Origin of the sequence: Amycolatopsis sp. FU40 (assembly GCF_021903635.1) — a bacterium.
Taxonomy (GTDB): domain Bacteria; phylum Actinomycetota; class Actinomycetes; order Mycobacteriales; family Pseudonocardiaceae; genus Amycolatopsis; species Amycolatopsis dendrobii.
In genome coordinates, this window is record NZ_CP091381.1 from 5,416,047 (window position 1) to 5,440,012 (window position 23,966).

Consider the following 23,966-nt stretch of genomic DNA (forward strand, 5'->3'; position numbering starts at 1 on the left):
CCTCATCCCTTCGTGGAGGAGAGCAGCTCGACGTTGCCGTCGAACTGCCACAGCGGGTTGGGCCGGTCCCCTTCCGGGGTCCGCACCTGGAAGTAGCCGTTCACTTCCTTCGGTCCGTCGCCGTCGGCGACATACCGCCCGTCCGAGGTGACATCGAGCTGGTAGATCGCCTGTCCGGTCGCTGAGATACCAGGGAGGTGCCAGGAGACGACGCAGCGCCAGTCGTTGCCGGGGCCCTCGGCCTCGACGAGGCCGCCGCCCTTGGTGCATTCCGTGCTCGCCGCGAGCTGCTCCTCCGCGACGTCCGGACGGTGCAGCTGCGCGGTCTGGATCCGGTAGAGGTGCGCGAACTCGGTGGACAGCGACTGCTGCAGTTTCGCCCGGTCGATGCCCGAACCCGACGCCGGAGTCGCGACCGCGACGACCGCGACCGTGACGCCGATCAGACCGGCGAGCGGCAGCAAGCCCGCGGTTAGTACGCGACGACCGGCACCGTCATATGTCAGATCGGTGAAGTCGCGTCTCACGAACAGCACGTAGGCCAGTGCAGTCGAGACTGCTGCCCACACCAGGCTCACTCCGACGCCGATCAGCAGCGGACCGAGCTGGGCCGGGTCGGTGAAGAGACCGTTCCACGAGATGAAGGCGTACGTCGGCAGCGCGAGCCGCACGACGACCGGCAGCGGCAGCAACTGCGCCACCGCCAGCACCAGCGCGACTACCGCGGGCAGCAGCAGGCCCATCGGCGACCGTCCTAATGCGACAGAGCCGAGCAGGCCGATCCCCGCCAAGGCAAGGGTCGGGGCGAGCACGCAGATCCAGGCGAGCGCGACCTTCACCGCAGCGTCGCCCGAGGACAGCAGATGCCCGTCGAGGCCGACCAGTGGCTGTCCGCCGACCGCGATGAGACCGCCGACGGTGCTGGACGCCGCCAAGCCGAAGACCAGCAACAGGATCACGGTGAGGCTCGCGAGTGCTTTCGAGACGAAAATCCGCCGGTACGACCGCATCGCGACCAGCAGGTGCCGCCAGGTGCCGAGCCGGTCTTCGGCGGCGAAGACGTCTCCGGCGACCAGCGAGGTCAGCAGCGGAAGCGCGTAGCTGCCGGCAAATCCGAGCAGGACCAGCGGCCCGGCCCAGCCGGTGGCGTTCATCAGACGGCCGAACAGAGTGTCCACCGGCAGGTCGCTCTGCTGGCTGACCGCGGCGACGAACACCGCGGGCGCGAGCCAGCAGGCCAGCAGCAGCACGCGGATCCGCCACTGCGACACCAGCTTCACCAGTTCGAACCGGTAGCCGCGGCCCAGTCCGACCGGGCGGACGGAGGCCTGCTGTTCGGCGGGCGCCTCGGTGACGGTCATCTCTTCTCCCCCTGCTCCGTCAACTCCAGGAACGCGGCCTCCAGCGGCGAAACGACCGGAGACAGTTCCCGTACGCCGATGCCCTTGCCGACGACGCGCGCGACCAGGTCGTCCAGCGCGGGCACCAGGCCGCTCACCACCAGGACGTCGGCCTGTCCGCGCGGGGTCTGGGTGTCGTCGATCCGCAGCCCGGGCACGTTTTCGGCGATCTCGCGCGCGGTCTTCTGGTCCGAGGTGAGCAGGCGGTAAGCCAGTTCACGGTCCTCGGCGGACAGTTTCGCCAGCGGTCCGGTGAACACGACGCAGCCGGCGGACAGAATGGTGACCTCCGAGCAGAGCGCTTCGAGGTCGTCCATCCGGTGGCTCGACAGCACCACCGCGGTGCCCTCGTCGGCGAGCCGGGTGAGCACGCCGTGCACGTGCTTCTTGCCCGCCGGGTCGAGGCCGTTGGCGGGCTCGTCGAGGATCAGCAACCGCGGCTCGGTCAGCAGCGCGGCGGCGAGGCCGAGGCGCTGGCGCATGCCGAGGGAGAACCCGCGCGCCCGGTCGTCGGCGACATCGGAGAGCCCGACCTGCGCGAGGAGGTCGTCGATGTCGACGGTCTGGCCGCGCAGCGAGGCCAGCGCGGCGAGGTTCTGCCGCGCGGTGAGCGACGGGTACAGCCCCGGCCCGTCCACGAACCCGGAGATGCCGTCCGGGGTGGCGAGCGCCCGGCCGACCGGGCGGCCGAGGATCTCGAGTTCGCCCTCGTCCGCGACCGCGAGTCCGAGCAGCAGGCCGAGCAGCGTGGTCTTGCCCGCGCCGTTCGGGCCGACGAGCCCGTGGATCTCGCCGTACGCGACGTCGAGATCGACGCCGTCGAGCGCGATCACGTCGCCGAAACACTTGGTGATCGCGCGGGCTCGCACCGCCTCGCTGGTTTTCATCCGTCCCCGCTTTCCGAAGCCGTGAGGAACTTAGGCACGACAAGTGACATGCGAACCCGCGCCAGGTTGAACGTTGGGGAAACCCCGTGCGCCGCAGCGGGTTCCCGGCGGACTAACCGGGCAAAACGGGATCAAGCACGCGGCGGCAAAGTGTCCGAGATCTCCCGGACCAGCGCATAGGACCGTTTCCGCTCCGCGTGGTCGTGGATCGGAGTGGTGATCATCAGTTCGTCCGCACCGGTTTCGGCGATGACTGTGCGCAACGAATTGCGCAGTGCCGCCGGGGCTCCGGCAAGGACCGGGCCGGGGCCGATCGCGGGGTCGACGGTCGCGTCTTCCGGTCGTGGCAACAAGATCCGCTCGCCCCGCGAACGGCTCAACGCCTTAGCCCGAATGGACCTGGCGAGCCATTCGGCGCGCTCCTCGGTCGCGGCGGCGACTACCGCGACGCTGACCACAATGGACGGTTCGAGGGTCCGGCCGGGGCGGAAGGTCTCGCGGTAGATCCGGGTCGCGGCGGCGGCTTCGGCCGGGCGGAGGTGATAGGCGAAGGCGTATGGCAGGCCTAGTTCGGCGGCTAGGTGCGCGCTTGCCGTGCTTGAGCCGAGCAGCCAGACGTCCGGCACGTTTCCTTGGGCGGGAGTCGCGCGCAGCGGCTGGTCCGAGTCGGAGAAGTGGGTCAACAACTCCTTGATGCGGCTGGAAAAGCTTTCCGCCGGGCCGGGATTCAGCGCGTCCGCCACCCGTTGCGGACCGCCGAGCGCGCGGCCGAGCCCGAGGTCGATCCGGCCCGGGTGGAACGCGGCGAGCGTGCCGAACTGTTCGGCGACCACGAGCGGCGGATGGTTGAGCAGCAGGACGCCGCCGGCGCCGACGCGGATCCTGCGCGTGGCATCCGCGACGCGGGCGGCTGCCACGGCAGGCGCGGCGCTCGCGACACCACGCATGCTGTGGTGTTCGGGCAACCAGTAGCGGTGATATCCCAGTTCGTCGGCCAGCGCGGCGAGGTCGACGGTGCGCTGCAATGCCTCGCGCGCGGTCGACCCCGCGACGATCGGCGATGTGTCCAGCACTGAAACCCGCACCCGGGCATCATCCCGGACCGGGTGCGCCACGACAACCGGACCGTCCACGGTCTCAAGTGGACGGTCCAGCCGCGGCTTACGAGGTCTCCCGCACCGGCGCGGGCGCCGGCTCCTCTTCTTCCACCGCCTCGCTCAACTGCCAGCCGCCCCGGCGACGCAGCACCACGAGATAATACCCCAAGGCCAGCAATGCAATCGCAGCCGTGACAATGAGACTCGGCCGCCCGATCACCGGGTCGGTCGCGTTCACGTACAGCACGAACGCCAGCGCGATCAACGCCACCGCCGGCGCGATCGGGAACCCGGGCATCCGGTACTTCGCACGGGCCGTCGCGCCGGAGCGGCGGCCCAGGATCGCGCCGAGACACAACGCCGCGTACACGACGACGATCGATGTGCTGGTCACGACGGTCAGGATCTGCGGGTCCACAAAGCACAGTGCGGCAGCGATGAAACCGGTCGCCAGCGTCGCGACCCACGGGGTGCCGAACTTCGGGTGCACCGCGGCAAGCGCTCGGTTCATCGCCTTCGGCCATGCGCGGTCCCGGCCGCTGCTGAACACCAGGCGCGAGCTGATGAGGACGATCGCGAGGACCGCGTTGATGATGGCGAGCGCGACCGCGAGGCTCAGCACTGTGTCGAGCGTGCTGCCGCCGCGGGCTTGCACGAAGTACGACAACATGTTGGGAGAGCTGAACAAAGTGCCGAGATCCGGCGCGCCCATCAGCACCGCGGTGACCGGGATGAGCTCGGCCAGCACGGTGACCCCGAGTCCCATGAGGACAGCGCGCGCCACCCCGCGTCCGGCGTCCTTGGTCTCCTCTCCAAAGTAGACAGCCGAACCGTAGCCGTTGTAGGCGAAGATCGCGATGGCGGTAGCGATCATCACCGCGCTGATCGTCGCCGGACCGCCGCCCGGGGCGACCGGATGCGCGAGCAGGTCGGTGAACGGACGGGCAGGCTTGGCCAGCCCGAGCACCGCGACCACGGCCAGCGCCAGCAGCTCCACCGCGAGGAAAATGCCGGTGACCCACGCGTTCAGCTTGATGTCGAACACCGCGACGATCGCGGCGAGCACGCACGTCACCGCCGCCACGACCGCCGGGGACACGCCGGGCAGCACCACGCTCAGGTACTGGCCGACGCCGAGCGCGATCACCGCGACGATCAGCACCTGCGTCACGATCATGATGCCCAGCACCATGAATCCGGGCAGTTTGCCCAGCGTGCGGGCGGCGATCGTGTACTCCCCGCCCGCGCTCGGGAAGGCCGAGCCCAGTTCGGCGTACACGAAGGCCATGAAGACACCGACCACGGCGGCGGCGAGGAAGGCGTAGAAGGCGCCCGATCCGGCGCCGGTGAGGACGCCCGGTGCGATGACGAACACCGAGGACGCCGGGCTGATCGCGGAAAGCGTGATCAGCAGCATGCCGAGGGTGCGCAACCCGCGGCGCAAGACGGGGGTGGACAACGCTGGCCTCCATCAAGTCGTTGCTCAGGTACATTGTTTGAATGGAACTCAAATAACCAGCCGGGCGTTCAGCTAAGGCCCTCACGTCCGCTACGTCAAGGGTTCAGCGGTCTCGATCCGTCCAGGGGTTGCATTTTTCGAGATTTATTCAAAGAATCAAGACATGGCAAGACCGAGCAAGGCCCCCGAGCGGCGGGCGGAACTGGTGGCCGCGGCGCGGCACACGGTCGTCGAACGCGGCGTGCTGAACCTGAAGCTGCGCGACGTCGCGGACCACGCCGGCATGTCGCCGGGTTCCCTGTTGTACTACTACCCTTCCCTGAGCGACCTGCTCGAAGACGTGCAGCAGGAGGCTGTCGAACGCTTCTGCGTAGCGCGCGAAGCCGCCGTCGCCGCCGAGGCCGACCCGCGCGCCCGGATGCGCGCGATGATCGGCACCGGACTGCCGAACGGCAAGAACGACGAACTGTGCGTGCTGCTGTACGAACTCGGCACCATCGCCCGCCGCGAACCGGCGTACGCCGCGCGGCACATCGCCCTGTACGAACGCCAGGTCCGCGGCTACGTCGGCATCCTGGAAGCCGGTGCCGCGACAGGGATTTTCGACCTGACCGACGACCCGGTCACCATCGCCCGCAACCTCGTCACCCTCGAAGACGGCTACGGCCTGCACCTGACCCAAGCAGTGCCGCCGCTCGACCGATCCGTCGCCGAGGCAATGGTGCTCTCGTACGCCCGCGTTTCGACCCGATGCTCCCTGGAGGACCCCGCATGACCCGCGCCCGCGACCTAGGACTCGCCCTCGGCGGCAAGCCCGGCCCGCACAACGCGCTCACTGACATCCCAGGCGTCGAGGTCGGATATACCACCCTGATCGAGGGCTCGTCGGTGCGGACCGGCGTCACCGCGCTCCTCCCGCGCGGCCGTTCCCAGTTCGATGTGCCTTGTTCTGCGGGCACTTTTTCCTTGAACGGCAACGGGGAAATGACCGGCCGTGCCTGGCTCGCGGAGACCGGTTCGCTGACCCTGCCGGTGCTGATCACCAGCACCCACTCCGTCGGGCAGTGTCATCGGGGCGCGATCGATTGGGTGGTACGGGAACGCCCGGACGCCGCGGCGGAGTGGCTGCTGCCGGTGGTGGCGGAGACGTGGGACGGGTACCTCAACGACGTCAACGCCCCGACGATTCGGACTGAACACGCAGTCGCCGCCATCGATGCGGCCGCTTCCGGGCCTATCGCCGAGGGTTCGGTGGGTGGCGGGACCGGGATGACCTGCTATGGGTTCAAGGGCGGGACCGGGACGTCGTCACGGGTTGTTTCACACGGCTCGGACAGCTACACCGTTGGGGCCCTGGTGCAGGCGAACTTCGGGAGCCGTCCGGAACTCACCGTGGCTGGGACTCCGCTGGGCGCCGAACTTCTAGACGACAACCCGATGGCAGACACGAGTTGGCTCGCCCCCGCTGGTGCTGGTTCGGTGATCGTGGTGATCGGGACCGATGCGCCTCTGCTGCCCGGTCAGTGCACCGCCCTGGCCCGTCGGGTGCCTTTGGGGTTGGCCCGGACCGGGACGACTGGGTCGCACTTCTCCGGCGACCTGTTCCTGGCCTTCAGCACGGCCAATGCGGGTGCTTTGACCAGCCATTTCCCGCGGCCGGACGATGAACCTTACGAAAGCATGCGGTTCATCCCGTGGGGTGCGATCGACCCGTTCTTCGAGGCTGTGGTGCAGGCGGTGGAGGAGGCGGTGTTGAACGCTTTGGTGGCCAACGAGGAAATGACCGGGCACCGGGGGCACCGGGTTCCGGCGCTTCCCTTGGCGCGCTGGGGGGCCTAGAGCAGGCGCGGCGGGCTCGCCTGGACGCTTGGCTGGGTACGCGCCGCGTCCGGGCGAGCCGGAGCTTCACAGACCCGCCCCCGCCGCAAGAAGGGTCTCGCGTGTGCCGACCCCCTCCCCGGCACGCGCGAGACCCGCGGCCCCGGCGAAGCGAAAGCCAGGCCTGCCGAAAGCCTCGTGAGTGCCTGTCACGGTTCTAACCGGGATGGGCACTCACGAGGCCCATACGCGCCTAACCCGTTTCACGCCGATCCGAAACGTCCGGCAACGAACGCCGACGCGCAAGCCGCCAGGACGGGCGCAGAGCGCGGATCAGGACGGCGAGGTCTCTGAGCCCCTTGGTATCTCCGGTCTTGTGCACGATGAACGCCGCGAGACCGAGCACTGCGACGAAGGCAGTCAGCGTGCACAGGGGAACCACCAGCAACAGCAAGTCAACTCCGCAACGACGTACACCGGCCCCGGCGCCGGTGTTGCTGCTCCGAGTTGTCTGCAGTTGCTGCGGCTCACGTCCATCCGACCCTGGAACTGAGCAGCGATCCGAGTGCCGCTCAGTGGCTGTTAGAGCCGCGCGGCCAAACACGGCGCTTCCAAGGCTCCCCCCTTGCAGGGGGCATGAGTCGCAAGTACCGCAGATAGTACTGGCCAACGCACGGCAGTGCGACGCTGCTTCCGCCCGACCGTCCCGCACCCCTTGCCCCACCCCGCCAGGATCGTATATCTTTTGAGATATCTTCCTCTCCCGACGACATCCGGGCAGGTCAACCCCCATGAGTCCCGTATCGAGCACCACCCCGCCGGAGCGGCCGGGCAAGGTCATCGCGCTTCATCTGAACTACCCGTCCCGCGCGAAGCAGCGCGGGAGGACCCCGGCGAAGCCCTCGTATTTCGTCAAGCCCACCACCTCGATCAGCGCCTCCGGCACCCCGATCGAGCGTCCGGCGGGCACCGAACTCCTCGCTTTCGAGGGCGAGATCGCGCTCATCATCGGCAAGCGGGCCCGGCGCGTCTCCCCCGAGGACGGCTGGAACTGCGTCGAGAGCATCACCGCCGCCAACGACTTCGGCGTATACGATCTGCGGCACGCCGACGGCGGTTCCAACCTCCGTTCCAAGGGCGGCGACGGCTTCACCCCGCTCGGCCCGGCGACGATCCCGGCCGCGGAGGTCGATCCCGCGAAACTCCGCGTCCGCACCTGGGTCAACGGGGAGATCGTCCAGGACGACACCACCGAAGACCTCATCTTCGACTTCGGCACCCTCGTCGCCGACCTCTCCCAGCTGAGCACCCTCGAACCCGGCGACGTCATCCTCACCGGGACCCCGGCGGGATCGTCCGTCGTCAAGCCGGGGGACACGGTCGAGGTCGAGGTCAGCTACGGCACGAAGACCACCGGGCGTCTCGTCACACCGGTCGTCGAGGGCACCGCGCCGCTCCCGGAGTTCAGCGCTCAGCCCAAAATCGACGACAACCAGCGCGAACAGGCTTACGGCGACCGGGAATCCGCGGGGCTTCCGGCGGAATTCGTGCTCACCGACGAACTCAAGACCAAGCTCACCAGCGTAGGCACGGCCACGCTTTCCGCCCAGCTGCGCAAGAACGGCTACAACCACGTCTCCATCGACGGCCTCGGCTCGACCCGTCCGGACACGAAACTCATCGGCCGCGCGAGGACGCTCCGCTACGTCCCCTTCCGCGAGGACCTCTTCAAGTCCCACGGCGGCGGCTTCAACGCCCAGAAACGCGCCATCGACTCGCTCAACCCCGGCGACGTCCTGGTCATGGAAGCCCGCGGCGAAAAGGGAACCGGCACCATCGGCGACATCCTCGCCCTGCGCGCCCAGGTCCGCGGCGCGGCGGGAATCGTCACCGACGGCGGCGTGCGCGACCTCGCAGCGGTGGCGGCGCTGGACATTCCGACCTATCACTCCGGCCCGCACCCGGCGGTGCTCGGCCGCCGTCACGTTCCCTGGGACGTCGACATCACCATCGCCTGCGGCGGCGCAACAGTTCAGCCGGGTGACGTCATCGTGGGCGATTCCGACGGCGTCCTGGTGATTCCGCCGCACCTGGCGGAAAAAATCGCGGACGCGGCGATCGAGCAGGAACGCCAGGAAACGTTCATCGCGGAGCAGGTCGCGAACGGCGAGAGCGTCGACGGCCTCTATCCGATGAACGAGCATTGGAAGGCCAGGTACGCCCAGTGGCGCCCGTAGCAGGCGAGAGCAAATCCCAGCGCGCGTACCGCTGGATCAAGGACCGGATCGCCGACCGGACCTTCGGTCCCGGCTATCGCTTGGTGCTGGGGCAGATCGCCAAGGAGCTGGACGTCAGCGTCGTCCCCGTGCGCGAAGCGATCCGGCTGCTCGAAGCCGAGGGACTGGTCACGTTCGAGCGCAACGTCGGCGCGCAGGTGGTGATGGTCGACGAGACCGCCTACGAGCACACCATGCAAACCCTTGCCCTGGTGGAAGGTTTCGCCACCTCGCTGTCCGCGCCGAAACTGTCCGCTGAGGACATCGAACGGGCACGCGCGGTCAACGAGCAGATGCGCCTGTCGCTGGAGAACTTCGAACCGCACCGGTTCACCGAGCTGAACCAGGAATTCCATTCAGTCCTTTTCGAACCGTGCCCGAACCCGCACGTGCTCGACCTCGTGCACCGCGGCTGGCACCGGCTGGCGTCGCTGCGCGATTCGACCTTCAGCTTCGTCCCGGGCCGCGCGCACGAATCGGTCAAGGAACACGAACAACTGCTGGTGCTGATCGAGCAGAACGCCGATCCGCTGGAACTCGAACTGGCGGCGCGCAGGCACCGCACCGCCACTCTCGACGCCTACCTCGACCGGCGGGCCGCCCCGCCCGCTGAAGCTCCCTAGGAAGGACCCCCACCCCATGAGGTTCCGCAGTACCCCGAACGCCATCACCGGCTCGATCGCGCCGCTGATGACCCCGTTCACCGCAACCGGCGAGGTCGACCACGACAGCCTGACCAACCTGGTGAACTGGCAGCTCGCGTCCGGTTCGCACGGCGTCTCGATCGGCGGTTCCACCGGCGAGCCCGGCGCGATGACGGTGGCCGAGCGCGCGGAGACGATCCGCACGGTCGCCAAGGCGGTGGACGACAAGGTGCCGTTCATGCCCGGCACCGGTTCGGCGAAGCTCGACGAGACGCTGGAGCTGACCTCCGAGGCACGCGACGCGGGCATCGACGCCGCGCTGATCATCACCCCGTACTACGCGCGGCCCACCCAGGAAGCGCTCTACCAGTGGTACGCCACGGTCGCGAAGGAATTCCCGGACCTGCCGATCGTCGCCTACAACGTGCCGAGCCGGACGTCGGTCGACCTCGCCCCGGAGACGGTCGCGCGGCTGTTCCGCGATTTCGACAACTTCGTCGGGATCAAGGAGACCACCAAGGACTTCGAGCACTTCTCCCGCGTGCTTCACTTGTGCGGCAAGGAATTGCTCGTCTGGTCGGGCATCGAACTGCTGTGCCTGCCGCTGCTTTCCCTCGGCGGCACCGGTTTCGTGAGCGCCACCGCCAACATCGCCCCGGCCGCCAGCGCCGAGATGTACCGCGCGTGGACCGAGGGCGACTTCGACCGCGCCCGCGAAATCCACTACGGCCTGCACCCGCTGGTCGACCTGCTGTTCGTCGAGACCAACCCGGCGCCCGGCAAATGGGTGCTCGAGCAGCGCGGCCTGATCAAGTCGGGCTTCGTGCGCCCGCCGCTGATCACCCCGACCGAACCGGGCATCGCCCGGATCACCGAACTGATGCGCCAGGGCGAGCAGTACCTCTCGCCCGCCGACGGCTTCACCGTGGAAGGAAAGTGACCATGACCGCGCACTACGTTCCGGAGAACCTGCCGGAGCACATCCGCCACTACATCGGCGGAGCGCCGGCCGACAGCGTCTCGGGCGAAACCTTCGAGGTGCTCGACCCGGTCACGAACAAGCCGTACATGACGGCTTCGGCGGGCAAGGCCGAGGACATCGACCTCGCCGTCGCCGCGGCGAAGGAGGCGTTCGACCACGGCCCGTGGCCGAAGATGCTGCCGCGCCAGCGCGCCCGGATCCTCAACAAGATCGCCGATCTCGTCGAGAGCCGCGACAAGCAGCTGGCCGAACTGGAAACCTTCGACACCGGCCTGCCGATCAAGCAGGCGCTCGGCCAGGCGCAGCGCGCCGCGGAGAACTTCCGGTTCTTCGCCGATCTGATCGTCGCGCAGGCCGACGACACCTACAAGGTGCCCGGCAAGCAGGTCAACTACGTCAACCGCAAGCCGGTCGGCGTCGCCGGGCTGATCACGCCGTGGAACACGCCGTTCATGCTGGAGAGCTGGAAGCTCGCGCCGGCGCTGGCGTCCGGCTGCACGGTGGTGCTCAAGCCGGCCGAGTTCACGCCGCTGTCGGCGAGCCTGTGGGCGGACATCTTCCGCGAGGCGGGCGTGCCGGACGGGGTGTTCAACCTCGTCAACGGCCTCGGCGAGGAAGCGGGCGACGCGCTGGTCAAGCACCCGGACGTCCGGCTGATCTCGTTCACTGGCGAGACCACCACCGGCGAAACGATCTTCCGCAACTGCGCGCCCGGCCTCAAGGGCATGTCGATGGAGCTGGGCGGCAAGTCCCCGGCCGTCGTGTTCGCCGACGCGGACTTCGAAGCGGCGCTGGACTCCACGCTGTTCGGCGTCTTCTCGCTCAACGGCGAACGCTGCACGGCGGGCAGCCGCATCCTCGTCGAGCGCTCGATTTACGACGAGTTCTGCACCCGGTACGCCGAACGCGCCCGCAACATCGTGGTCGGCGACCCGCACGACCCCGCCACCGAAGTCGGCGCGCTGGTGCACCCGGAGCACTTCGACAAGGTGATGAGCTACATCGAAATCGGCAAGACGGAAGGAAAACTGCTCGCGGGCGGCGGCCGTCCGGAGGGCCTGGACACCGGGAACTACGTGGCCCCGACGGTGTTCGCCGACGTGAAGCCGGACGCGCGGATCTTCCAGGAGGAGATCTTCGGCCCGGTCGTGGCGATCACCCCGTTCGACACCGACGAGGAAGCGCTCGAACTGGCCAACAACGTCAAGTACGGCCTGGCCGCGTACGTCTGGACCGCGGACCTGACCCGCGCGCACAACTTCGCGCAGAACATCGACGTCGGCATGGTCTGGCTGAATTCGCACAACGTGCGCGACCTGCGCACGCCGTTCGGCGGGGTCAAGGCGTCCGGCCTCGGCCACGAAGGCGGCTACCGCTCGATCGACTTCTACACCGAACAGCAGGCCGTGCACATCACGCTCGGCGACGTGCACACGGCGCGCTTCGGGGCCGGGAAGGACAAGGCATGACCACGACCCCGCCGGACGTCATCCGCTGCGCCTACGCGGAACTTGTCGTCAGCGATCTGAAGGCGTCGCGAGAGTTCTATGTGGACGTTCTCGGTCTCGTCGTGACATACGAGGACGACCAGGCGATATATCTGCGCGCGTTCGAGGAATACCTGCACCACTCGCTGATCCTGCGCAAGGGCGCGGAACCGGCGCTGGCCGTGCTCGCGTACCGCGTGCGCGGCGAGGGCGAACTCGACGTCGCCGAGGCGTACTACCGGGAACTCGGCGTCGAGGTGCGCCGCGTCCCGGCGGGCACCACGCGCGGCATCGGCGAAGCGGTGCGCGTGCTGGACCCGCTCGGCTTCCCGATCGAGTTCTTCTACGAGGCCGAACACGTCGAGCGCTTCACCCAGCGCTACGACGTGCACGGGCCGGGCGCGCTGTCGCGGTTGGACCACTTCAACGTGAACACGCCGGACGTCCCGGCCGCGCGCAAGTACTACGAGGGGCTCGGCTTCCGGGTGTCGGAAGACATCGTGGACGACGAGGGCACCGTGTACGCGGCGTGGATGTTCCGCAAACCGACCGTGCACGACGTCGCGCTCACCGGCGGCGCGGGCCCTCGCCTGCACCACATCGCGTTCGCGACGCACGAGCGGCACCAGATCCTGCACATCTGCGACCACCTCGGCGCGGTGCGGAAATCGGACCAGATCGAACGCGGCCCCGGCCGCCACGGCGTGTCGAACGCGTTCTATTTGTACGTGCGTGACCCGGACGGGCACCGGATCGAGATCTACACGCACGACTATTACACCGGCGACCCGGACAATCCGGTGATCAGCTGGGACGTGCACGACAACCAGCGTCGCGACTGGTGGGGCAATCCGGTGGTGCCGAGCTGGTACACCGAGGCCTCGCGGGTGCTCGACCTCGACGGCAAGCTCCAGGAGGTCGTCGAGCGCACGGAAACGAAGGAAATGGACGTGACCATCGGCGCGGACGGGTTCTCCTACACCCGCGCCGACGGGGCCGACCAGGGTTTCAAACTGGGCGAACAGGTCTAAGGTGCGTCCCGTCCGGGGAAGGAGCCCGAGGTTCCTTCCCCGGGCACGCAGCGGTACCGGCACTTCGACGGAGAGGTGACATGATGACGGCAATCTTGCAGACGCCGACCACGGTCGCGCAGGACTTCACGGAGTTCCGGTCCGCTGTCCTGCGATCGTTCGTGCCGCTGCAGGTGAGCACCGAGCACCGCGACCGGTTCCACGGCAGGCTCCGCACGCACGAGGCGGGCGAGATCGCGCTCACCGAGATCACCGCGTCGCCGCACGCGGTCGAGCGCACGCCGGAACTGATCGCCCGCGCGGACCGGCCGTGCTACAAGCTGAGCGTCATGCTGGCCGGCACCGGCATCCTCACCCAGGACGGCCGGGAAGCGGTGCTGCGCCCCGGCGACGTCGCGCTGTACGACACCAACCGGCCGTATTCGCTCGTGTTCGAAGAGAATTTCCGGACGCTGGTGCTGATGTTCCCGCAGCAGCAGGTTGACCTTCCACGGGATCTGGTTGGCCAGCTCACCGCGGTGCGGATGTCCGGACGCTCCGGGGTCGGGAACGTGGTGGTGCCGTTCCTCGCGCAACTGGGCGGGAATCTGGACGTGCTGACGAGCCCGGTCGGAGTACGGCTGGCCCACAACGCGGTCGACCTGCTGACGACGATGCTGGCCACCGAACTCGACCTGGACCGCACCGCGGCCGACCCGCACCATGATCTGATGCGGCGGATCCGGAGCTATATCGACGCCAATCTGTCGCGGTCTGATCTCGGGCCCGCGCAAATCGCCGCGGAGCATTACATTTCCACGCGGCATCTGCACGGGTTGTTCCAGGAGCAGGGGACGACGGTGGCGGGGTGGATCCGGCAGCGGCGGTTGGAGCATTGCCGCCGGGATCTGCGGGATCCGTTGCTGGCAGCTCGTCCGGTCGCGGCAATCGCTGCGCGGTGGGGATTTGTCGACGCGGCGCACTTCTCGCGGGTGTTCCGGGCGGCGTTCGCACAGTCGCCTAGCGAGTTGCGCGCGCGGGCCTCGTGAGTGTTTATGCCGGTTAGAACCGGCATAAACACTCACGACGTCCCTAAAGCCAAGCCCACCCAACCGCCGCACGACGCCGCCACGACGCCCCGCCCACACCTCGCCCCCCGCCCCGCGTCCCGGCACCCACTCCCGCACGCCCCCGCCCCGCACGCCTGCGCTCCCGCACGCCCCCGCCCCGCACGCCTGCGCTCCCGCCCGCCCGCGTCCCGGCCTGCGCTCCCGCCCGCGTTTCCCGCGTCCCGGCCTGCGCTCCCGCCCGCCCGCGTTTCCCACGTCCCGGCACGCACAGCCGCGCGCCCGTTGCCCACACCCAAGAGACGAGGCGGCGCAGCGGCGAGGCGGAGCGGCAGCGCGAAGCGGGCGGTAGAGACCTGCCGCTCACGAGGGGTTGACCGCGAGCGTCCGGCAGTTGCCCGCCAGCGCATGAACGTTCGCTCACGGGGCAAGGCGCGGCGAGCATGATGGGCATGTCCGACCCTTCCCCTGACGAATGGCGCACCTACGACGAGTTCGCCGCCGGGATCGACACCTACCGGCTGCCCAACGCGGACCTTACCGGGCGGGAACTCACCGTCACGCTCGATGACGGCGCGAAGCTCGAGCTGCGGTTTCTCGACGGCGAACGGCTTACCCTCAACGGCGTCGAGGACCCCTACGACGCGGTCGCCGTGCGTCCCGACGTCTTCTTCGTGAATCTGCCGCTGACGAGCGTCGAAGGCGAAGCCCTCACGATCGTCTACTCGACCACCACGCACCGCGCGATGACCGTGCGTTCGGTGATCGGCGACGAGGACGTCGAAGGCACGCCGCGGGTTTCGCAGACTTTCCACGCCGGCACCACCGACGGCGGCGAGCCGACCGGTGACGTGCCCGGTCCGTCGCGGGACCTCATCGGCAAGCGCAACGTCTACCGCTACAGCCCGAACCACCTGTACGAGCACGTTTACCTCTCCTCCGAACGCTACTGCTGGCAGTGCGTCGAGGGCGTGCAACGCGGGCACGGCGACGTTGATATGTCAACCGTCTGGAAGTTCGCCGACGGCCTGTACCTGTTCTGCTTCCGGGAGTTCCGGATCGCGGTGGCCAGCGTGTGGCTGCACGACCTCGGCTACGACCTGCGCACCACCGGCGTTTTCCTCGGCATCACCGGCGACGGCCGGTCCGAGCATTCCCGCGCGGGCGGGCACATCTATCCGCTCGGCTCGATCAGCTACCCCGACGTCCAGCCTGTCTAAGGAGTTCCCCCGTGTCCAATTTGGACGTGATCACCGCGCATTACGAGGCGAGCGACCGCGGCGACCTCGACGGCATGCTCGCCCCGATCGGCCCCGAGACCACCTGGACCGAGGCCGCCGGATTCCCCTACGCGGGCACCTACACCGGCCCGGACGAGGTGAAGCGCAACGTCTTCGAGGCGATCGCGCGCGACTGGGACGGCTATCAGTTCTCCCTGTCCGCGTTGCTGGACGCCGGCGACTCGATCGTCGGGCTCGGCACCTACAGCGGCACGAACCGCAAGTCCGGCAAGGCTTTCACCGCGCGCGTGGCGCACGTGTGGAAGTTCGACGGCGACCAGGTCGCGAGTTTCGAGCAGATCGTCGATTCCGCCCCGGTCGCCGCGGCGACCGACTGAGTCTCCCGCGAAACGGCGGTGCCGGTCCTTCCCCCGGCACCGCCCCCGTTCTCTCCCCTCCCCCTCTGGTCACTGTGGACCGGAAAGCCGAGCCATGATGAGAAAGTTCCTGCCCGCGCTCGCCTCGGCCGTGCTCGTCACGCTGGTCGCGGCGGGCTGCGCGGGCACCGCCGATCCGAACGGACCGATCGTGGTCGGCTCGGTCAACGCGCTGAGCGGACCCGCCACCTTCCCGGAATCCTCCCAGGCCGCCAAGGCCGTCTTCGACGCGGCGAACGCGGCGGGCGGCGTGCACGGGCGCAAGATCGAATACCACGCCATCGACGACAAGGGCGACCCCGCCGCCGCGGCAGCCGCGGCCCGCGAGATCGTGGGCGGCGATCAGGCGGTCGCGCTGGTCGGTTCGTCCAGCCTCATCGAATGCCAGATCAACGCCAAGTACTACCAGCAGGAGAAGGTGCTTTCCATCTCCGGCATCGGCGTCGACCCGTCGTGCTTCACCAGCCCGAACATCGGGCCTGCCAACGTCGGGCCGTTCCACGACATGACGCTGACCCTGCTGTACGGCTCCGAAGTGCTGCACCTGCAAGACATGTGCGCACTGCTGGAAATCGCCGGGAACACGTTGCCATACTACCGCGCGGCCATCGACGAATGGTCGAAAATCACCGGCAAGAAGCTCAAGTACGTCGATGCGACCGTGCCGTACAACGGTTCCGACTACACGCCCTACATCGTCAAGGCGCGCGCCGCCGGGTGCAAAGCGGTGACGGTGAACCCCGTGGAGCCCGACTCGATCGGCCAGCTGAAAGCCGCGCAGGCGCAGGGCTGGAAGGACGTGACCTGGCTGCTGCTCACGAGTGTCTACAGTGAACAGTACGCGAAGGCGGTTTCCGAAGCGGGCAAGGGCGTTTACGTGCCGGCCGAGTTCTACCCGTTCACCGACCCGTCGAGCCCGCGTACGAAGGAATGGCGGGATCTCATGACCCGCAACAACATTCCGCTGACCTCGTTCAGCCAGGGCGGCTACCTCGCGGCGAAGTACTTCCTGAAGGTGCTGGAAGGCATGCCGGGCGACATCACGCGGGAATCGGTGACGAAGGCGCTGCGCGAAATGAAGCCGATCACCGACCCGATGGTCGGCACGCCGTACGTGTTCGGACCCGGACAGACACATCACGACAACATCGCGGGCTGGCCGGTGAAGCTCGCGACGGGCACGAACCGGTGGGAGATCGCCGGTACCGACTGGCTGCGGATTCCGCGGCGCTAGCCCGATCCGCTTTGGATAGAGGAGACTGCAATGGTGCAGGGAGCGCTGGCCGGGCTTGCCGCCGGCGGGCTTTACGCGGTGCTGGCGGTGTGCCTGACCTTGATGTCCAGGCTGGTCCGGGTCGTCAACTTCGCCCAGGCGGCCACCGGCATGTTCGGCAGTTACGTCGGGGTGGCCCTGTCCGTCCACGGCGGACTGCCGGAATGGCTGGCGGTGGTGCTCGGCGTGCTGCTGGGCGGAGTGCTGAGCGTGCTGATCGGCTGGGTCGTCTCGACCTGGCTGGCCGAAGCAGGCACCGGCACCCGCTCGGCGGTCACCGTCGCGGTGCTGCTGCTGTTGATCTCGCTGTCGTTCATCCTGTTCGGCAACAAACCGCAGCCGTTCCAGGCGTTGCTGGCCGGCCCGGCCTTCACCGTCGGCGGCGTGGTGATCAGCCAGGTGACGGTCGTGACCGTCGCGCTGGCGGTGGTGATCGCCTTCGCCGCCCGGCTGATCCTGACAAAGACGCCCGTTGGCATCTCACTGCGTGCTTTGTCGGAACGTCCGACGACAGCTGAGCTGTTAGGCATCCCCGCGAAACGTCTCAGTGCCGCCGTCTGGGGCGCCACCGGCCTGATCAGCACCATCATCATCGTGATCGTCGCCCCGTCCCAGTCGAACGACGCCACCTCGCTGGCCATGCTGGTCGTGCCCGCCGCCGCGGCGGCCCTGCTCGGCGGGTTCCGCAGGCTGGACCTCGCCGTGGTCGGCGGGCTCGTGCTCGGCATGCTGCAGGGCGCGCTCGCGCAGGTCGACCAGCTTTCGGTAGTGCGGAATTTCGTCCCGTTCCTGGCCATCGTCGGCCTGCTCGTGTGGTCTCAGCGCAAGGAGGTGTGGGATGCAGCTCGCTGACCGGGGCGCAGTGTCCCGCTTCGGAACCCCACTGGTCGTCGCGGTGGCCGCGGTACTGGTCGGCATCGGCCTGACCGTCGGCCTCAACGGCTACTTCGCCTACCTCGGCGTGAGCGTCGTCGTAGCCGCGATCGCCTTGCTCGGCCTCGGTGTCGTCACCGGCAGCGCCGGCATGATTTCCTTGTGCCAGCTGACCTTCGGCGCGATCGGCGCGTGGGTCGTCTCTGCGCTGAACAAAGCCGGCGCTCCCGGCGGCTTCTTTTTCTGGCTGCTGCTGGGCGGTCTCGCGGCAGGCTTAGTCGGCGTCCTCATCGGACTTCCCGCGCTGCGCCTGCGCGGGATCAACCTGGCCGTCGTCACGCTCGGCCTGGCCGCGGCCGCCGACGTGACCCTGGTGGAAATCCAGTTCCCCGGCACCACGGACGGCGTCTCGGTCGACCGTCCGTCCTTTGTGGCCGACGACAACGCCTATTTTCTGCTCTGCGTCATCGTCCTGATCATCTGCGCGTTGGCGGTGCACTTCCTCCGGCGCGGTCCGTGGGGCAGCAGCTGGGCCGCGGTGGCGTTCTCCGAACGCGGCACCGCCGCGGCAGGTGCCAGCGTCCGCACCGCGAAGCTCTCCGCCTTCGCCGTAAGCGCCACCTTGGGCGGCATCAGCGGCGGCCTGCTCACCGCACAGGTCGGATTCGCTTTCCCGACCAGTTTCGCCCCGCTGCAGTCGCTGGCGTTGTACGTGCTGGCGATCATGTCCGGCGCACACCTGATTGACATGGCGATGTTCGGCGCGGTCCTGTGGGTCGCGGTGCCGGAGCTGCTGAAGCGATGGGGCGTCCCGCAGGACTGGGGTTACGTGATCTTCGGTCTGCTTGGCATCCAGGCGCTGGCCGGACGCGGCAACCTCGGCACGGCGATCCGCGAGCTGTGGCGTCGTCGGCAGAGGGCCAGCGCCGGGGTCCAGATCACCGCGCTGGACGAAGAACCGCCGCGGCTTCCGCCCGGCGAACCGGTGCTGGTGGTCCGGGGACTGAGTGTCACCTTCGGCCAAGTCAAGGCACTGTCCGGAGTGGACTTAGCCGTCCCGAAGGGCGGGGTTCTAGGTGTCATCGGCCCGAACGGCGCGGGAAAGTCCACTTTGGTCGACGCCATCAGCGGTTTCCTGCCCCAGGCGCAAGGAACCGTCGAACTGGCCGACCGGCCGCTCACCGGCAATCCGACGCGACGGGCCCGCTCCGGTCTGCGCCGAACCTTCCAGCAGGACCGGGTCCCGGCAGGTCTGACCATCGAGGCGTACGTCCGCTTCGTCGCCCGCCGACGACCGGACGCCGCCGAAGTCGCCGCCGCACTGGAGTTCTTCGGCTGCCCGCCGGCCGCGACGCCGCTGGACCGGGTCGACGTGGGCGCGCGCCGGCTGGTCGAAGTCGTCGGCCACCTCATGGCCAAGCCCCAGGTGCTGCTTCTCGACGAACCGGCGGCGGGTCTCCCGCACGAGGAACACGTCGCGTTCGGCGAACGCCTGCGGCAGGTCCCGGCCAGGTTCGGCGTTTCGGTGCTGATCATCGAACACGACCTCGACCTGGTCCGGTCGGTCTGCGACACGCTGACCGTGCTCGACTTCGGCGAGGTGCTGGCGAGCGGCCCGCAGGCGGAAGTGCTGGCGGATCCGGCGGTTCTGAAGGCCTACCTGGGCGAAACGGAGATGCTGTGAGCACGCTGCGAATCGAGAACCTGACCGTCACGCGCGGCGCGGGCCCAGTCATCGCCGACGTCGGGCTGACCCTGGAACCGGGCAAGATCACCGCGCTGGTGGGCCCCAACGGAGCGGGCAAGACCAGCCTGCTGGAAGCCCTCTCCGGCGTGATCCCCGCGGCGACCGGGACTATCCACGTTGGACACACCGACGTCACGAAACACTCGCGGGTGGCCAGAGCACGGCTCGGACTGGCGCACGTCGAACAAGGACGCGCGGTCTTCGCCAGCCTGACCGTCTTGGAAAACCTGCGCCTGACCGCCAAGACCCCGGCTGGCGTGGACGAAGTCCTCGCCCTCTTCCCGGAATTGGAGAAACGCAAGAACTCGCCCGCCGCACTGTTGTCCGGCGGCGAGCAGCAGATGGTGGTGCTGGGCCGGGCCTTCGCCGCGAAACCGAAGTTCCTGCTCATCGACGAAATGTCGCTCGGCCTGGCTCCGGCCGTCTTCACCAGGCTTCTCCCGGCAGTCACCGAATTCGCCGACGCGGGCGCGGCGATCCTCCTGGTGGAACAGTTCACCCACCTGGCATTGAAAGTCGCGCAGGAAGCCCTGGTCGTCTCTTCCGGCAAGGTCACCTACGCCGGCGAGTCGCAGCCCCTGCTGGACAACCCGGACACCTTGCACCAGGCGTATCTGGGCACCAACTGACCCGGGGTGCGGGCGTTCCGCGGTGGGACGCCCGCACCCCGGCCGGTCAGCCTTCCCGGATGGTCATCTTGGCGATCCGGTCGCCGTCGACGGCGAAGACGAACTTCGACCGGCCGTTGGCGTGGTTGCTCCGCCAGTCCCCGACCACGGTGATCTCCTTGCCGGAGACGGTGACCTCTTCCGGGGTCAGAACGCCGTGCGAGCCGATGAACTCGACGTCGCTCCATTCCTTGATCGCGGCGCGTCCGGAGAACGACCGCCCCCAGTCGTCCACCACGCCGGTTTCGGTGAACGCGTCCAGGAACGCGGCGTCGTCGTGCCGGTTCACCGCGTCGACGAACGACGCCACCGGTTCCGGAATCTCCACTTCGGACATTGCGCTTCCCTTGCTGTCTCGGCGAAATCAGCGGGTAGTGTAGCCGCCGTTGGCGAAAATCGTCTGCCCGGTGATCCACCAGCCGGAGGTGGCCAGGAACGTCACGATCGGCGCGATGTCCTCGATCTTCGTCAGCTGGCCGCCCATCGCCTGCGACTTGTGGAATTCCACCCGTTCCGGGGTTTCCTGGCCGTAGAAGAACGGCGTGTCCATCGGGCCGGGCCCGACCGCGGTGACCGAGATCCCGCGCGGGGCGAATTCCTTGGCCGCGGCGCGGGTGAAGTGCTCGACCGGGCTCTTGCCGCCCGCGTAGGTCGAGTACCCGTCGGTGAACGCCGCGAGCAGGCTCGTCACGATCGTGATGATCTTGCCGCCGTCGGCGACGTTCTTGCCCGCTTCCTTGATGAAGAAGTACGCCGCCTTCGAGTTGATGTCGAACATCGAGTCGTACTCGTCCTCGGTGGTCTCGGTGATCGGCTTGCGCAGCACCTTGCCCACCGTGTTGACCGCGACGTCGATCTTCCCGAGCGCGGCCTCCGCGTCCGCGAACAGCTTCTCCACGTTCGCCGGGACGGTCAGGTCGCCGGTCAGCACGACGCCCTTGCCGCCCGCCGCCTCAACCGCGGCGAGCGTCTCCTCCGCCTGCGGCCGGGTCGATTCGGAGTTGTAGTGGATCGCCACGTTCGCGCCGGCCTCGGCCGCCTGCCTGCTGATGAGCCCGCCGAGGTTCTTCGCCCCAGCGGCGACGAGGACGTTCTTGCCTTTGAGGGTGTGGTCGGTCATGCGTACCTCTCTTTATCGCTGATATGCGTCACTGTATCACTGCAACAGCGGCTACCATAGCGGTGTGACACAGATTGCGAACGCGGATACACGGACCCGGCTCCTGGACGCGGCTGCCGAGCAGGTCGCGGCGACGCCGGGCGAGGACATCTCGCTGCGCGCGATCTGCGCCCAAGCCGGGGTGAAAATGCCGACGCTGTACCACTTCTTCGGCAGCAAACAGGGCCTGCTGGACGCGGTCGTCGAGCGCGGCTTCGACCTGTACCTCGCGGAGAAGGGCGCGCACGAACCGTCCGGCGACCCGATCCAGGACCTGCGCGACGGCTGGGACGCCCACGTCGCCTTCGGGATCGCGAACCCCGGCTTCTACACGCTCATGTACGGCCAGGTCCACCCCGGCCACGCCCCCGAGGCGCAGGAACGCCCCAGCGCGATGCTGCGCGCCTTAACCCAAGCCGCCGCCGACCAGGGGCGTCTGACGGTCCCGCCGGACCAGGCGGCCGCGCACATCCTGGTGGCGAACATCGGCGTCACGTTGCGGCAGATCATCCTCGCCGAGGAGGACCGCGCGTTGTCCGTGGCGGTGCGGGAAGGCGCGATCGCCGCGATCACCGGCACTGGGGCGACTGAGGACCGGCACGCCGAAATCCACCGTGTACTGGAACACGCCGCGGCGAACCCGGAAATCCTGGGCACGACGGAAACCCAGCTGCTGACCAAGTGGCTCCGGACGCTCGCCGAATCAAGCTGATCCGACGGCAGGCCGGTCGATCCGGCCGGGAAGCGGGTCGCCCTCGGGCGAGTCCGCGGGGAAGACCGGCGTCGTCCCCGCCATGCTGAGATATCCGTTGAGGCTGCGCCTGATCGCGAACCCGTATCCGTCGGCGGTTCTCGCGTACCCGGCGGACAAGGACGGATCCGCCTCGAACTCCGTCGCCCAGCCCCGGTCGCGCCACGAACGCATCGTCAGGTCGAGGTACTCCTCAGACGTCTCGGCGGCGGCTCCGAGCACCCAGTAGGCGATGTCGAAGAACCGCCGGGTTTCGTCGCGGCCGTAGTCGTCGGACAGGGCCACCCCGTTGTGGAACACCGCTTTGGGCAGGTCCGGATGCCGCAGCACCAGGGCCGATCCGGACGGCAGCGCCCGGAGGGTTTCGGTGAAGTGGCCGAGCAACCGGACCCGGACCTCGGCTTGCGTCGGCACGTCAGCCTGCCGCGGTTTCGGGGCGTCCGCTCGCCTCGCGGAGGACGTCGGCGGCTGCGTTTCGGACGTCGTCCAGGACACCGGTGAACCACTGTTGCGTGTCAGCGTCCTTGAACTGGCTGTCCACCACGCCGGTGAGCACGGTGGCGGCCCGGGCCATCGCGGCAGCCAGCGTGCCGGCGGCGTCGGCCACCTTCTCGACCCAGTCGTCACCGTAAGAATCGGACACGATCGCCACCGGCACCCGTTCGACGTTGTAGAACGTCGTGCTGGCGTCGCGCGCCGCGGCGAGCAGCGCGAACACCCGGTCGGCGAGCGCCTCTCGGGCGCGCTCGACCGGGTGCCGCGGATAGCTCATGGCCTCGCGGCCGAGCAGGACTTCGACTTCCCGGGCGATCGCGACGGCCTTGTCCGCGAACCGCTGATTGGCCGTCGCGGTCTTCTCCGCCCAGTCCCCCTCGAACGTCATCCGGCCATTATGGGACTACATCCCGGCGCGCTCAAAGGCCAATGTGGGCAAGTCGACCGCGTGCGCCCCGCCGTCCGCCACCAGCACCGCACCGGTGATGTACGAGGACTCGGAAGACCCCAGGAACCGCACGATAGAAGCGATTTCCTCCGGTTCGGCCGGACGCCGCAACGGCACCTCGGCAGTCACCCGCCGGTACCCCTCGTCGTGCCCGCCGTCAAAACCGGCTGCCTCGGCGAACTGCTCCATCTCGCCATCCGCCATCGGCGTCCGCACCCAGCCCGGGCACACCGCGTTGGCCCGAACCCCGCGAGGCCCGTAATCCCGGGCAATGGACCGAGTCAGCCCGATCAACGCGTGCTTCGCCACCGTGTATCCCGCGACATTCGGGCCGGCGAACAACCCTGCCAGCGACGAAACAATCACGACCTGCCCGCCGCTTTCCACGAGGGAAGGCAACGCGGCCCGGCAAAACACGAACGCGCTCGACAAATTGGACCGAAGCGCGATTTCCCATTCCTCGTCCCCGGTGTCCACCACCGAAGAAAGCCCGTGCCCGCCGGCATTGGCCACGATCACGTCCAGCCGCCCGTACTTCTCGAGAATCTCGGAGATCGCCGCCTCCGCGTCCTCGCGAACACTGGCGTCGCAAGCGATCACGTGCGCACCAGTCTCCGCAGCGACCTTCTCCAGCGGCTCGCGCCGCCTGCCCAGAACCACGACCTGTGCGCCTTCGCCGGCGTACCGCCGAGCAACCGCAGCCCCAATGCCCGTCCCTCCGCCGGTAATCGCCACGACCCGCGTGTCTGCCATCGTCATTTCTCCCTT

At 68.4% G+C, this 23,966-nt stretch carries 25 protein-coding genes; 15 read left to right on the forward strand and 10 right to left on the reverse strand.

What is annotated here, in order from left to right; all coding sequences use genetic code 11:
• Nucleotides 1-2: 2 nt before the first annotated feature.
• From L3Q65_RS25755 to L3Q65_RS25770, 4 genes are all read right to left on the reverse strand, one after another.
• Nucleotides 3-1,361 (reverse strand): ABC transporter permease, encoded by a 1,359-nt coding sequence (locus L3Q65_RS25755; RefSeq protein WP_237596875.1) that lies wholly within the window; start codon nucleotides 1,359-1,361, stop codon nucleotides 3-5.
• Nucleotides 1,358-2,287: an ABC transporter ATP-binding protein gene (locus L3Q65_RS25760; RefSeq protein WP_237596876.1), complete on the reverse strand. Its 930-nt coding sequence runs from the start codon at nucleotides 2,285-2,287 to the stop codon at nucleotides 1,358-1,360. Before L3Q65_RS25760 ends, L3Q65_RS25755 begins: the two co-directional genes overlap by 4 nt.
• A gap of 131 nt (nucleotides 2,288-2,418) precedes the next feature.
• Entirely contained in the window at nucleotides 2,419-3,420 is a 1,002-nt protein-coding gene (locus L3Q65_RS25765; RefSeq protein WP_237596877.1) for an MsnO8 family LLM class oxidoreductase, read from the reverse strand.
• A 28-nt stretch (nucleotides 3,421-3,448) separates the two neighbouring features.
• Nucleotides 3,449-4,843 (reverse strand): APC family permease, encoded by a 1,395-nt coding sequence (locus L3Q65_RS25770; protein ID WP_237596878.1) that lies wholly within the window; start codon nucleotides 4,841-4,843, stop codon nucleotides 3,449-3,451.
• A gap of 163 nt (nucleotides 4,844-5,006) precedes the next feature.
• On the opposite strand from L3Q65_RS25770, the gene L3Q65_RS25775 reads away from it, so the two are divergent.
• Both L3Q65_RS25775 and L3Q65_RS25780 read left to right on the forward strand, forming a co-directional pair.
• Nucleotides 5,007-5,618 carry a TetR/AcrR family transcriptional regulator gene (locus tag L3Q65_RS25775; protein WP_182891338.1) on the forward strand — a complete coding sequence of 204 codons (612 nt, stop codon included), beginning with the start codon at nucleotides 5,007-5,009 and terminating at the stop codon, nucleotides 5,616-5,618.
• Complete coding sequence (locus L3Q65_RS25780) at nucleotides 5,615-6,682, forward strand: P1 family peptidase (RefSeq protein ID WP_237596879.1); 1,068 nt, start codon at nucleotides 5,615-5,617, stop codon at nucleotides 6,680-6,682. The genes L3Q65_RS25775 and L3Q65_RS25780 overlap by 4 nt, the downstream gene beginning before the upstream one ends.
• Before the next feature lie 232 nt (nucleotides 6,683-6,914).
• Here L3Q65_RS25780 and L3Q65_RS25785 read toward each other — a convergent pair whose 3' ends face one another.
• Nucleotides 6,915-7,115: a hypothetical protein gene (locus L3Q65_RS25785; RefSeq protein WP_237596880.1), complete on the reverse strand. Its 201-nt coding sequence runs from the start codon at nucleotides 7,113-7,115 to the stop codon at nucleotides 6,915-6,917.
• 337 nt (nucleotides 7,116-7,452) lie between these two features.
• On the opposite strand from L3Q65_RS25785, the gene L3Q65_RS25790 reads away from it, so the two are divergent.
• The 12 genes from L3Q65_RS25790 (at nucleotide 7,453) to L3Q65_RS25845 (ending at nucleotide 20,306) form a co-directional block, all read left to right on the forward strand.
• A complete protein-coding gene (locus L3Q65_RS25790) occupies nucleotides 7,453-8,898 on the forward strand; it encodes a fumarylacetoacetate hydrolase family protein (protein ID WP_182891336.1) in 1,446 nt (481 codons plus the stop codon).
• Nucleotides 8,886-9,560, forward strand: coding sequence for a GntR family transcriptional regulator (locus L3Q65_RS25795; RefSeq protein ID WP_237596881.1), 675 nt, complete (start codon nucleotides 8,886-8,888; stop codon nucleotides 9,558-9,560). The genes L3Q65_RS25790 and L3Q65_RS25795 overlap by 13 nt, the downstream gene beginning before the upstream one ends.
• A 16-nt stretch (nucleotides 9,561-9,576) precedes the next feature.
• A complete protein-coding gene (gene dapA / locus L3Q65_RS25800; protein WP_237596882.1) occupies nucleotides 9,577-10,521 on the forward strand; it encodes a 4-hydroxy-tetrahydrodipicolinate synthase in 945 nt (314 codons plus the stop codon).
• Nucleotides 10,522-10,523: 2 nt separating this feature from the next.
• Nucleotides 10,524-12,032 (forward strand): 5-carboxymethyl-2-hydroxymuconate semialdehyde dehydrogenase, encoded by a 1,509-nt coding sequence (gene hpaE, locus L3Q65_RS25805; RefSeq protein ID WP_237596883.1) that lies wholly within the window; start codon nucleotides 10,524-10,526, stop codon nucleotides 12,030-12,032.
• Nucleotides 12,029-13,081: a 3,4-dihydroxyphenylacetate 2,3-dioxygenase gene (gene hpaD, locus L3Q65_RS25810; RefSeq protein WP_182891332.1), complete on the forward strand. Its 1,053-nt coding sequence runs from the start codon at nucleotides 12,029-12,031 to the stop codon at nucleotides 13,079-13,081. Before hpaE ends, hpaD begins: the two co-directional genes overlap by 4 nt.
• An 80-nt stretch (nucleotides 13,082-13,161) precedes the next feature.
• Nucleotides 13,162-14,109 (forward strand): helix-turn-helix domain-containing protein, encoded by a 948-nt coding sequence (locus L3Q65_RS25815; RefSeq protein ID WP_220507166.1) that lies wholly within the window; start codon nucleotides 13,162-13,164, stop codon nucleotides 14,107-14,109.
• Between the two features lie 470 nt (nucleotides 14,110-14,579).
• Nucleotides 14,580-15,347: a MoaF C-terminal domain-containing protein gene (locus L3Q65_RS25820; RefSeq protein WP_182891331.1), complete on the forward strand. Its 768-nt coding sequence runs from the start codon at nucleotides 14,580-14,582 to the stop codon at nucleotides 15,345-15,347.
• An 11-nt stretch (nucleotides 15,348-15,358) separates the two neighbouring features.
• Complete coding sequence (locus L3Q65_RS25825) at nucleotides 15,359-15,745, forward strand: nuclear transport factor 2 family protein (RefSeq protein WP_182891330.1); 387 nt, start codon at nucleotides 15,359-15,361, stop codon at nucleotides 15,743-15,745.
• A 94-nt stretch (nucleotides 15,746-15,839) separates the two neighbouring features.
• Nucleotides 15,840-17,018: an ABC transporter substrate-binding protein gene (locus L3Q65_RS25830; protein ID WP_237596884.1), complete on the forward strand. Its 1,179-nt coding sequence runs from the start codon at nucleotides 15,840-15,842 to the stop codon at nucleotides 17,016-17,018.
• Nucleotides 17,019-17,048: 30 nt separating this feature from the next.
• Nucleotides 17,049-17,909, forward strand: a complete 861-nt coding sequence (locus L3Q65_RS25835) for a branched-chain amino acid ABC transporter permease (RefSeq protein ID WP_182891329.1) — start codon at nucleotides 17,049-17,051, stop codon at nucleotides 17,907-17,909.
• Nucleotides 17,896-19,614, forward strand: a complete 1,719-nt coding sequence (locus L3Q65_RS25840) for an ATP-binding cassette domain-containing protein (protein ID WP_237596885.1) — start codon at nucleotides 17,896-17,898, stop codon at nucleotides 19,612-19,614. Before L3Q65_RS25835 ends, L3Q65_RS25840 begins: the two co-directional genes overlap by 14 nt.
• The gene (locus L3Q65_RS25845) at nucleotides 19,611-20,306 is read left to right on the forward strand and encodes an ABC transporter ATP-binding protein (RefSeq protein WP_237596886.1); all 696 of its coding nucleotides are present in this window, start codon (nucleotides 19,611-19,613) and stop codon (nucleotides 20,304-20,306) included. The genes L3Q65_RS25840 and L3Q65_RS25845 overlap by 4 nt, the downstream gene beginning before the upstream one ends.
• A gap of 46 nt (nucleotides 20,307-20,352) precedes the next feature.
• On the opposite strand, the gene L3Q65_RS25850 is transcribed toward L3Q65_RS25845, so the two are convergent.
• Nucleotides 20,353-20,682: a nuclear transport factor 2 family protein gene (locus L3Q65_RS25850; RefSeq protein ID WP_182891326.1), complete on the reverse strand. Its 330-nt coding sequence runs from the start codon at nucleotides 20,680-20,682 to the stop codon at nucleotides 20,353-20,355.
• 27 nt (nucleotides 20,683-20,709) lie between these two features.
• Nucleotides 20,710-21,465, reverse strand: coding sequence for an SDR family oxidoreductase (locus L3Q65_RS25855; RefSeq protein WP_182891325.1), 756 nt, complete (start codon nucleotides 21,463-21,465; stop codon nucleotides 20,710-20,712).
• Between the two features lie 64 nt (nucleotides 21,466-21,529).
• On the opposite strand from L3Q65_RS25855, the gene L3Q65_RS25860 reads away from it, so the two are divergent.
• Nucleotides 21,530-22,216 (forward strand): TetR/AcrR family transcriptional regulator, encoded by a 687-nt coding sequence (locus L3Q65_RS25860; RefSeq protein ID WP_237596887.1) that lies wholly within the window; start codon nucleotides 21,530-21,532, stop codon nucleotides 22,214-22,216.
• Here L3Q65_RS25860 and L3Q65_RS25865 read toward each other — a convergent pair.
• The 3 genes from L3Q65_RS25865 to L3Q65_RS25875 are packed head-to-tail and all read right to left on the reverse strand — an operon-like array spanning nucleotide 22,208 to nucleotide 23,951.
• Nucleotides 22,208-22,669: a hypothetical protein gene (locus tag L3Q65_RS25865; protein WP_237596888.1), complete on the reverse strand. Its 462-nt coding sequence runs from the start codon at nucleotides 22,667-22,669 to the stop codon at nucleotides 22,208-22,210. The two genes, L3Q65_RS25860 and L3Q65_RS25865, sit on opposite strands and share 9 nt — an antisense overlap.
• Nucleotide 22,670: 1 nt before the next feature.
• Nucleotides 22,671-23,138: a hypothetical protein gene (locus L3Q65_RS25870; RefSeq protein ID WP_182891323.1), complete on the reverse strand. Its 468-nt coding sequence runs from the start codon at nucleotides 23,136-23,138 to the stop codon at nucleotides 22,671-22,673.
• Nucleotides 23,139-23,153: 15 nt separating this feature from the next.
• A complete protein-coding gene (locus L3Q65_RS25875; RefSeq protein WP_182891322.1) occupies nucleotides 23,154-23,951 on the reverse strand; it encodes an SDR family NAD(P)-dependent oxidoreductase in 798 nt (265 codons plus the stop codon).
• Nucleotides 23,952-23,966: the final 15 nt, after the last annotated feature.

Bases quoted from the DNA above. Each gene is read 5' to 3' on its own strand.
- L3Q65_RS25820 (WP_182891331.1), top strand. From the start codon at position 14,580: ATGTCCGACCCTTCCCCTGACGAATGGCGCACCTACGACGAGTTCGCC.
- dapA (WP_237596882.1), top strand. From the start codon at position 9,577: ATGAGGTTCCGCAGTACCCCGAACGCCATCACCGGCTCGATCGCGCCG.
- L3Q65_RS25815 (WP_220507166.1), top strand. From the start codon at position 13,162: ATGATGACGGCAATCTTGCAGACGCCGACCACGGTCGCGCAGGACTTC.
- L3Q65_RS25760 (WP_237596876.1), bottom strand. From the start codon at position 2,287: ATGAAAACCAGCGAGGCGGTGCGAGCCCGCGCGATCACCAAGTGTTTC.
- hpaD (WP_182891332.1), top strand. From the start codon at position 12,029: ATGACCACGACCCCGCCGGACGTCATCCGCTGCGCCTACGCGGAACTT.
- L3Q65_RS25850 (WP_182891326.1), bottom strand. From the start codon at position 20,682: ATGTCCGAAGTGGAGATTCCGGAACCGGTGGCGTCGTTCGTCGACGCG.
- L3Q65_RS25840 (WP_237596885.1), top strand. From the start codon at position 17,896: ATGCAGCTCGCTGACCGGGGCGCAGTGTCCCGCTTCGGAACCCCACTG.
- L3Q65_RS25775 (WP_182891338.1), top strand. From the start codon at position 5,007: ATGGCAAGACCGAGCAAGGCCCCCGAGCGGCGGGCGGAACTGGTGGCC.
- L3Q65_RS25835 (WP_182891329.1), top strand. From the start codon at position 17,049: ATGGTGCAGGGAGCGCTGGCCGGGCTTGCCGCCGGCGGGCTTTACGCG.
- hpaE (WP_237596883.1), top strand. From the start codon at position 10,524: ATGACCGCGCACTACGTTCCGGAGAACCTGCCGGAGCACATCCGCCAC.
- L3Q65_RS25875 (WP_182891322.1), bottom strand. From the start codon at position 23,951: ATGGCAGACACGCGGGTCGTGGCGATTACCGGCGGAGGGACGGGCATT.
- L3Q65_RS25870 (WP_182891323.1), bottom strand. From the start codon at position 23,138: ATGACGTTCGAGGGGGACTGGGCGGAGAAGACCGCGACGGCCAATCAG.
- L3Q65_RS25755 (WP_237596875.1), bottom strand. From the start codon at position 1,361: ATGACCGTCACCGAGGCGCCCGCCGAACAGCAGGCCTCCGTCCGCCCG.
- L3Q65_RS25855 (WP_182891325.1), bottom strand. From the start codon at position 21,465: ATGACCGACCACACCCTCAAAGGCAAGAACGTCCTCGTCGCCGCTGGG.
- L3Q65_RS25780 (WP_237596879.1), top strand. From the start codon at position 5,615: ATGACCCGCGCCCGCGACCTAGGACTCGCCCTCGGCGGCAAGCCCGGC.
- L3Q65_RS25830 (WP_237596884.1), top strand. From the start codon at position 15,840: ATGATGAGAAAGTTCCTGCCCGCGCTCGCCTCGGCCGTGCTCGTCACG.
- L3Q65_RS25790 (WP_182891336.1), top strand. From the start codon at position 7,453: ATGAGTCCCGTATCGAGCACCACCCCGCCGGAGCGGCCGGGCAAGGTC.